This window comes from Rhodanobacter sp. FW101-FHT13A11 (assembly GCF_058790335.1).
In genome coordinates, this window is sequence record NZ_JBYTCN010000001.1 from 1 (window position 1) to 7,730 (window position 7,730).

Below are 7,730 nucleotides of genomic sequence, written 5' to 3' on the forward strand. Positions count from 1 at the left end.
GCGCGATGCTCTTCGTTTCTATGGGCATCAGAGCATCGCGCACAGGGTGCGCTCCTACACGGGTGCGGGGGCTTCACTGCTGGAATCAGGCTGCTTCGGCGGCGATGGTTCTCGGATGACACGCCATCCGGGCCATCAAGCATTGCGCAAGGGTCGCGTATCCCTGCCGGGACAGATTTACCTGCTGACGACCACCACGGCCAAACGCGGGCCTTGGTTTTTGAACACGGAAAACGCACGAACTACCAGTCGCTTGATGATCGACCCCAAGGTATGGGGCGATGCCCGTGTTCTCTGCTGGGTATTGATGCCTGATCACTGGCATGGCCTTATCGAACTCGGCGAGTACGACGGCATTTCGCTCGTGATGAATCGCTTCAAAGCCATCTCGACGAAAATTCTCGTGGAAAAGGGTCGCAGCAAGCCAGTATGGGCGCACGGCTTTCACGACCACGCCTTGCGACGGGAAGAGGACGTGATTGCCACCGCACGCTATATCGTCGCCAATCCCGTACGGGCTGGTCTGGTACACCACGCACTCGACTACCCCTACTGGAACTGCATCTGGCTGTAGGAGCGCACCCTGTGCGCGATGCTTTTCGCGGCTACCCACATCAGAGCATCGCGCACAGGGTGCGCTCCTACGGGCGGGTTCGCTTTGGCCAGAACCCACGGATGCCGGCAACGCCCTGGGCGCGGTTGTCGCGGGCCCAGGCGACGTCCGGGGGAGCCATCCCGCCGAGGGCGTAGACCGGCAGCGCCGCGGCTTCGGCCAGGGTGGCGAACGCGGCCCAGCCCAGCGGCGGGGTCTGCGGGTGGCTGCGGGTGGCGGCCACCGGCGACAGCGTGGCGAAATCGGCGATCTGGCCGGCGCGGGCCAGCGAAGCCGCGTCATGGCAACTGGCGCCCACCAGTTGCGTCGGCGGCAGCGGGCGGGCGGACAAGGCCGCCAGCTGGGTTTCCTTGAGGTGCACGCCGATGCCCAGCACGTGCGCACCCTCGATGTCGCCATTGAGCAGCAAGGGGACGCCCTGCCGGCGGGCCAGTGGCAGCAGGGCGGCGGCCAGCTCGCGCACGCGCTCGCGCGGCCACAGCGGCAGGCGCAACTGCACCAGCCGCCCGCCACACGCGATCGCCTGGCCGATGCGCTCGAACCACGCGTCGCATGATTCGGGCGCTACATCGGCCGGGGTGATCGCGTAGCGCGCAGGCAGCCGCACGGCCTGCAGGATCGCCCGATCGGCCGGAGCCAGGATCGACGGGTCGACCTGCCCGGGCGACAGCCATTGCAGCGCCTGCCCTTCCAGCGATTGCGGCTCGCCGTTCCACCGGTCGGTTTGCCAGGCGTCCAGCAGCAGCTCGCGCCCGGGGGCATGGCAGGGCACGCGGATCAGCGGCTCGGCACGCAGCAGGGCGATGCCGAGTTCTTCCTTCAGCTCGCGCGCCAGTGCCGCCGCCGGCGTTTCACCGGGTTCGAGCTTGCCGCCGGGGAACTCCCACATGCCGGCCAGGTGCTTGCCGGGCGGCCGCTGCGCCAGCAGCACGCGCCCCGAGGCGTCGCGCATCACGGCGGCCATCACGTGCATGGCCGGCTTCGGCGCCGCCGGTGCGGGCATCAGCTGTTGCGCAGGTATTCGACCATGTCGAAGTCGTAGGCGTGCTCGGCATCGGCCTTGTGGTGCACGCGGGAGACTTCGGTCCAGTCGCTGAAGTGCACGCCGGGGAAGAACGCATCGGCCCCGTCGATCGCGGCGCCGACCCAGGTGAGGTACATGCGGCGCGCGCGCGGCAGCGCTTCGGCGAACACCATGCCGCCGCCGATCACGATCAGGCCGGTGTTGTCGCAACGCGCCTGCGCCTCCTCGATCGAGCGCACGGTGATCTGGCCCGGGAACGGCGCCTCGTGGCGGCGCGTCAGCACCATGTTGACCCGGTCCGGCAAGGCACGGCCGATCGACAGCGCGGTGTTGTAGCCCATCAGCACGTTCTTGCCGGTGGTCAGCTGCTTGAACCAGCGCAGGTCGTCGGGCAGGTGCCAGGGCAACTGGCCCTTGCGCCCGATCGCGAAGTTTTCGTCGAGTGCGGCAATCAGCGAAATAGCCATGGCGAATCCTTGGAAGGCTGGGTCGATGGATGGCCTGCGCCTGCGGATGACGCCGCCGATAACGCCAGATATTAACAGGCGGCGGCGGTGACGCGCCGGTTTCGCATATTCATGCGCGGCGGGTCAGACGGCGACGGCGGCCTTGATCGCCGGGTGCGACCGGTAGCCCTCGATGGCGATGTGCTCGTAGCGGAAATCGGAGATCGAGCGCACCGCGGGATCGAGCTGCAGCCGCGGCAGCGGCAACGGCTCGCGGGTCAGCTGCAGGCGCGCCTGCTCGCGGTGGTTGTTGTACAGGTGGGCGTCGCCCAGCGTATGCACGAAATCGCCCACGCCCAGGCCGCAGGCCTGCGCGATCATGTGGGTGAGCAGCGCGTAGCTGGCGATGTTGAACGGTACGCCGAGGAAGATGTCGCCGGAACGCTGGTACAGCTGGCACGACAACTTCCCCTGCCCTGAGCCCGTCGAAGGGGCCACGTAGAACTGAAACATCGTGTGACAGGGCATCAGCGCCATCTTCGGCAGCTCGCCCACGTTCCAGGCATTGACGATCAGCCGCCGCGAATCCGGGTTGCGCCGGATCTCGTCGACCACCCAGGCGATCTGGTCGACCGCGCCGCCGTCGGCGGTGGGCCAGGCGCGCCACTGCCGGCCGTAGACCGGGCCGAGGTCGCCGTTCGCGTCGGCCCACTCGTCCCAGATGCGCACGCCGTGTTCCTTCAGGTAGGCGATGTTGGTGTCGCCGCGCAGGAACCAGATCAGCTCGTGCACGATCGACTTCACGTGCAGCTTCTTGGTGGTGACCAGCGGGAAGCCTTCGTTGAGGTCGAAACGCATCTGCCAGCCGAACACGCTGCGCGTGCCGGTGCCGGTGCGGTCGGTCTTTTCGGTGCCGTGGTCGAGGACGTGGCGGAGCAGGTCGAGATAGGCGCGCATCGCCCAAGTATAGGTAGGAGCGCACCCTGTGCGCGATAGCTCTTGGTCACGTCACGAAAAGCATTCGCGCACAGGGTGCGCTCCTACGGGTCATTCGTGCGAGATGGGCAGCGTGGGCGCGCGCCGCGACATGGCGACCAGCACCAGCCCGATCGCGATCAGCGGCAGCGACTGCATCTGCCCCATCGTCACCCACTGCGTGCCGAACAGGTAGCCGAGCTGCGGATCGGGCACGCGCACGAACTCCACCATGAAGCGGAAGCAGCCGTACATCAGCGCGAACAGGCCGGAGACCAGGTAGCGCGGGCGCGGCCTCAGCGAAACCAGCCAGAGCACCACGAACATCACCACGCCCTCCAGCAGCAGCTCGTACAGCTGCGAGGGATGCCGCGGCAGGCGGTCGGGCGCGTTCGGGAAGATCATCGCCCACGGCACGTCGCCGGGCTTGCCCCACAGCTCGCCGTTGATGAAGTTGCCGAGCCGCCCCAGGCCCAGCCCGATCGGCACCAGCGGCGCCACGAAATCGATGGTGTCGAAGAAGTGCAGCTTCTGCTTGCGCGACCACCACCAGCCGGCCGCCAGCACGCCGAGCAGGCCGCCGTGGAAGCTCATGCCGCCGTCCCACACCTTGAACAGGGTCTGCGGCGCGGTCCATATCCAGCTGATGTCGGCGTAGAACAGCATGTACCACACGCGCCCGCCCACGATCACGCCGAGCATGCCGTAGAACAGCAGGTCGCCCAGCGCATCGCGGCTGACCGGCAGGCGCCCGCGCCGGCGCCGGTACTCGCCCAGCACGGCGACGAAGAAGAAGCCGAGCAGGTACATCAGGCCGTACCAGTGCACCTGGATCGGGCCGAGATGGAAGGCGACGGGGTTGATGTCGACGACGTAGGGCTGGGGCATGGCGACCGGATCGGATGGCAAAGCCCAAGTGTAGCGGGCCGGCGGGGCATCCGCGGCCGCCACTTTCGCCCTCCCCCGCGCACTGGCTAGAATCATCAGCAGACAGCGCCATGTGCCGGGGGAATACGGAACGGTCGCCCGCTGCACTTCAAGGCCAGCGACGGGATGGAGCTGGAGGCGATCCTGACGATTCCCAACGGCGTCGATCCGGGCAGGCTGCCGATGGTGCTGCTGCCGCACGGCGGTCCGATCGGCATACAGGACGACTGGTTCTACGAGAGCGACGCGCAATTCCTCGCCAGCCGCGGCTACCTCGTGCTGCAGGTGAACTACCGCGGCTCCGGCGGCCGCGGCGAGGGTTTCCGCGAAGCCGGCTACCTGAAGTGGGGCACCCGCATCCAGCAAGACCTGATCGACGGCGTGAAGTGGGCCATCGCGGAAAACTACGCCGACCCGAAGCGGATCTGCGTCTACGGCGGCAGCTTCGGCGGCTACTCGGCGATGATGACCACGATCCGCGCGCCGGGCATGTTCAAGTGCGCGGTCGGCTACGCCGGCGTCTACGACCTGAAGATGATGTACAGGAAGGGTGACGTCCGCGAGAACAAGTCCGGCCGCAGCTACCTGAACATGGTGATCGGCAAGGACGACGCCGACCTCGACGCCAACTCGCCCGACAAGCTCGCCGACAAGATCGACGTGCCGGTGCTGCTGGTCCACGGCGAAGACGACATCCGCGCGCCGTTCGCGCAGGCCAAGGCGATGCGCGCCGCGCTGGACGCCGCGCACAAGCCGTACGAGTGGCTGAGCAAGCCGGGCGAGGGCCACGGCTTCTACAGCGAGAAGAACACCGTCGAGTTCTACAAGCTGCTGCAGGCCTTCCTGGAGAAGCACATCGGGAAAGGCGCCACCGCGTCCTGATCACGGCCGGCAAGCAACCCGGGAAGGCGCTTCGGCGCCTTCCTTCTCCGCGGGCATGCCGCCGGCGCGCGCGAGCGGCCACGCCACCGCCCTGCCCGCGAGGCGTCGCCTGTCTCAGAGCAGTACCGGCCGGTCCGGCAGCTCGTCGGGGTTGGCCCTGCCGTCGCTGGGGAAATGGCGTTCCAGCAACGCATGCGCCGCGGCGATGCCGGCAAGGCTGCCGTCGCGCCACTGCCCGCGTGCATAGAAGTCGCGCATGCGGGCACAGGTCGCCTCCCACTCGTCCGCCACCACCTTCGCCGCGATGCCGCGGTCGGCGACGATCTCGATGCGGCGCTCGGCCATCAGCACGTAGAGCAGCACGCCGTTGTTGTGTTCGGTATCCCACACGCGCAGCTGGGCAAACACCTGGCGCGCGCGGGCCGCGGCGTCGAGGCCGTCCAGCACGGCCAGCGGCGCCAGCCGCGATTCGACCGCGAAGCGGATCTCGCCCAGGTGGCGGCGTTCGCCCGCGGCGATCGCCGCGGCCATCTCGTCCAGCACGCCGGCCGGGAAGCGCCGCGACAGCTGGAACCAGCCACCGAACAGGTTCGTCACCAGTTGCCGCATGCGCGCCATCACCAGCTCCCCGAGGAACCGCCGCCGCCGAAGCTGCCGCCGCCACCGCTGAAACCGCCACCGCCAAAACTTCCGCCGCCGCTGCCGCCGCCCCAGCCGCCACCGCCGAAGCCGCCCCAGCCGCCGCCGCCGATCGAGCGGCCGGCGCCGCCGGGCAGCAGCATCAGCACGCTGCCGACCAGCGCGCCGAGGATGCCGGCGCCCATCGAGATCAGCAGCCACAGCAGGCCGCCGACCAGCACGGCGCCCAGCGGCGCGCGCAGCCAGGCGCTGGCCCGGCCGAAGATGCCGCGCAGGAACAGCGCCACGAACACGGCGATCATCAGGCCGCTCTGCAGATCGGGGCCGGAGCGCCCGCGCTCGGGCGAACCCCGTAGCGGCGGCGGCAGGGACTCGCCGTTGATCAGCTGGGTCAGCGCGCCGACCGCGTCACTGATGCCGCCGAAGTAGTCGTTGCCGCGGAATTTCGGCGCGATGTATTCGCGAGTGATGCGCGCGGTGGCGGCATCGGGGATCGCCCCTTCCAGGCCGTAGCCCACCTCGATGCGCACGCGGCGGTCGTCCTTCGCGACCAGCAGCAGCACGCCGTCGTCGGTGCCCTTGCGGCCGATCTTGTTCGCCTCGGCCACCGCCAGCGAATACCCCTCGATGTCCTGTCCGCCGGTGCTGCCCACCATCAGCACCACCAGCTGCGCGCCCTTGGCTCGCTCCAGCGCCACCAGCTGTGCGTCCAGCTGGTCGACTTGCTGCGCAGTCAGCGTGCCGGTGAGGTCGGTGACGTGCCGCGCCAGTTTCGGCACGGCATCGGCGGCGTGCAGCACCGCCGGCAGCAGCAACGCCAGTGCCGGTGCCAGCCACCAGCGCGGATGGCGCCGCGACATGATCAACGCGTCGAGGCGGCCGGAGCCGGCGCGGCGGTGCCGAAGTCCACCTTAGGCGCGGTGGAGATCGCCTGCTCGTTCTCCACCGAGAAGTTCGGCTTCACCCTGTAGCCGAAGATCTTCGCGGTCATGTTGTTCGGGAAGGTGCGGATCATCCCGTTGTATTCCTGCACCGCCTGCACGTAGCGGTTGCGCGCCACGGTGACCCGGTTCTCGGTGCCTTCCAGCTGCGCCTGCAGGTTCTGGAACAGGCCGTCGGCCTTCAGCTGCGGGTAGTTCTCGCTGACCACCATCAGCCGCGACAGCGCATTGCCCAGCTCGCCTTGCGCGGCCTGGAACTGCTTGAGCTTCTGCGGGTCGTCCAGCGAGCCGGCGTTGACCTGCAGGCTGCCTACCTTGGCGCGGGCCTCGGTGACCTCGGTGAACACCTTCTCCTCGTGCTGGGCGTAGCCCTTGACCGTGCTGACCAGGTTCGGCACCAGGTCGGCGCGGCGCTGGTACTGGTTGAGCACCTCGGACCAGGCTGCCTTGACCGCCTCGTCCTGTTTCTGGATGGCGTTATAGCCGCAGCCGCTGAGGCCGACGACGAGCAGCGCCAGCACGAAATTGCGCAGAAGTTTCATGGAGTCGCTCCGATCCGGTGGAAGGCCATTCCATCATCCCACGCCGTTCGCCGCAATCGTGTCAGTACCTGGTGAACGCGTACCTCAGCCGAACAGGCGCGGCCCGAGGATCAGTACCCAGCTCGCCACCACCAGCAACAGCAGGATGAACACCGCCGCCGAGCCCATGTCCTTGGCGCGGCCGGCCAGTTCGTGGAATTCGGGGCTGACCTTGTCGACCACCGCCTCGATCGCCGAATTGAGCAGCTCGGCCGACAGTACCAGCGCCGGCGCCAGGATCAGCGCGAATTTCTCCAGGCCGCCCTGGCCCAGCCACAGGCCGAGCGGGATCAGCACGACCGCCAGGCAGGCCTCCAGCCGGAACGAAGCCTCGTGTCGCCAACCGGCCCGGAGGCCCTTCATCGACCACAGGAACGCGTTCCAGAGCTGCTTCGGACCACGAAAACCTTCGGCGGCCATCAGCGACGCCGTCCGCCCGACCGCAGACGCGCCGGCGATATCAATGCGATGGACATGGACGGCAAACTCCCTGGAATCAGGCCGGTTCAGGCGGCCGATGATGCCACAAGCGCTGGCGCCAGGCGCCCGCCGCGGCTTTCCGCCTTGCCGCAGTGCAGCTACGCCGTGATGGCGAATGGGTTACGCTTCGTCGGTTGTGGTCCCTTCATGGGCCACATGGCACTGGCGGGGGGGGGGGGGGGGGGGGGGGGGGGGGGGGGGGGGGGGGGGGGGGGGGGGGGG

10 protein-coding genes are annotated in these 7,730 nt (G+C 68.5%); 2 read left to right on the plus strand and 8 right to left on the minus strand.

The genetic code is table 11. The annotated features are described in order from the left end of the window. Positions 1 to 574 (plus strand): REP-associated tyrosine transposase (locus AC3WRN_RS00005; RefSeq protein ID WP_492621371.1); only part of this gene is annotated, 574 nt, incomplete at its 5' end. 67 nt (positions 575 to 641) lie between these two features. Here AC3WRN_RS00005 and AC3WRN_RS00010 read toward each other — a convergent pair. From AC3WRN_RS00010 to lgt, 4 genes are all read right to left on the minus strand, one after another. Next, complete coding sequence (locus tag AC3WRN_RS00010; protein ID WP_492621372.1) at positions 642 to 1,616, minus strand: Nudix family hydrolase; 975 nt, start codon at positions 1,614 to 1,616, stop codon at positions 642 to 644. Continuing rightward, complete coding sequence (locus AC3WRN_RS00015) at positions 1,616 to 2,104, minus strand: dihydrofolate reductase (protein ID WP_068093429.1); 489 nt, start codon at positions 2,102 to 2,104, stop codon at positions 1,616 to 1,618. Before AC3WRN_RS00015 ends, AC3WRN_RS00010 begins: the two co-directional genes overlap by 1 nt. Positions 2,105 to 2,227: 123 nt before the next feature. Continuing rightward, positions 2,228 to 3,040: a thymidylate synthase gene (locus tag AC3WRN_RS00020; protein ID WP_492621373.1), complete on the minus strand. Its 813-nt coding sequence runs from the start codon at positions 3,038 to 3,040 to the stop codon at positions 2,228 to 2,230. Positions 3,041 to 3,130: 90 nt separating this feature from the next. Beyond that, entirely contained in the window at positions 3,131 to 3,946 is an 816-nt protein-coding gene (gene lgt, locus AC3WRN_RS00025) for a prolipoprotein diacylglyceryl transferase (protein ID WP_492621374.1), read from the minus strand. Between the two features lie 165 nt (positions 3,947 to 4,111). Between lgt and AC3WRN_RS00030 the strand changes: the two genes are divergently transcribed. Then, positions 4,112 to 4,867, plus strand: a complete 756-nt coding sequence (locus AC3WRN_RS00030) for an alpha/beta hydrolase family protein (RefSeq protein ID WP_492621375.1) — start codon at positions 4,112 to 4,114, stop codon at positions 4,865 to 4,867. A gap of 114 nt (positions 4,868 to 4,981) precedes the next feature. Here AC3WRN_RS00030 and AC3WRN_RS00035 read toward each other — a convergent pair whose 3' ends face one another. The 4 genes from AC3WRN_RS00035 to AC3WRN_RS00050 all read right to left on the minus strand — a co-directional run bounded on the left by AC3WRN_RS00035 (position 4,982) and on the right by AC3WRN_RS00050 (position 7,448). Continuing rightward, positions 4,982 to 5,485, minus strand: coding sequence for a TPM domain-containing protein (locus tag AC3WRN_RS00035; protein WP_492621376.1), 504 nt, complete (start codon positions 5,483 to 5,485; stop codon positions 4,982 to 4,984). Further along, entirely contained in the window at positions 5,485 to 6,366 is an 882-nt protein-coding gene (locus tag AC3WRN_RS00040; RefSeq protein ID WP_492621377.1) for a TPM domain-containing protein, read from the minus strand. Before AC3WRN_RS00040 ends, AC3WRN_RS00035 begins: the two co-directional genes overlap by 1 nt. Positions 6,367 to 6,368: 2 nt before the next feature. Continuing rightward, complete coding sequence (locus AC3WRN_RS00045) at positions 6,369 to 6,989, minus strand: LemA family protein (RefSeq protein WP_492621378.1); 621 nt, start codon at positions 6,987 to 6,989, stop codon at positions 6,369 to 6,371. An 84-nt stretch (positions 6,990 to 7,073) separates the two neighbouring features. Continuing rightward, positions 7,074 to 7,448, minus strand: a complete 375-nt coding sequence (locus tag AC3WRN_RS00050) for a diacylglycerol kinase (RefSeq protein WP_492621379.1) — start codon at positions 7,446 to 7,448, stop codon at positions 7,074 to 7,076. Positions 7,449 to 7,730: the final 282 nt, after the last annotated feature.

Excerpts from the sequence above, each read along its gene's own strand:
- AC3WRN_RS00020 (WP_492621373.1), bottom strand. The coding sequence starts at position 3,040 with ATGCGCGCCTATCTCGACCTGCTCCGCCACGTCCTCGACCACGGCACC.
- AC3WRN_RS00050 (WP_492621379.1), bottom strand. The coding sequence starts at position 7,448 with ATGGCCGCCGAAGGTTTTCGTGGTCCGAAGCAGCTCTGGAACGCGTTC.
- AC3WRN_RS00015 (WP_068093429.1), bottom strand. The coding sequence starts at position 2,104 with ATGGCTATTTCGCTGATTGCCGCACTCGACGAAAACTTCGCGATCGGG.
- AC3WRN_RS00035 (WP_492621376.1), bottom strand. The coding sequence starts at position 5,485 with ATGGCGCGCATGCGGCAACTGGTGACGAACCTGTTCGGTGGCTGGTTC.
- AC3WRN_RS00040 (WP_492621377.1), bottom strand. The coding sequence starts at position 6,366 with ATGTCGCGGCGCCATCCGCGCTGGTGGCTGGCACCGGCACTGGCGTTG.
- AC3WRN_RS00030 (WP_492621375.1), top strand. The coding sequence starts at position 4,112 with ATGGAGCTGGAGGCGATCCTGACGATTCCCAACGGCGTCGATCCGGGC.
- AC3WRN_RS00010 (WP_492621372.1), bottom strand. The coding sequence starts at position 1,616 with ATGCCCGCACCGGCGGCGCCGAAGCCGGCCATGCACGTGATGGCCGCC.
- lgt (WP_492621374.1), bottom strand. The coding sequence starts at position 3,946 with ATGCCCCAGCCCTACGTCGTCGACATCAACCCCGTCGCCTTCCATCTC.
- AC3WRN_RS00045 (WP_492621378.1), bottom strand. The coding sequence starts at position 6,989 with ATGAAACTTCTGCGCAATTTCGTGCTGGCGCTGCTCGTCGTCGGCCTC.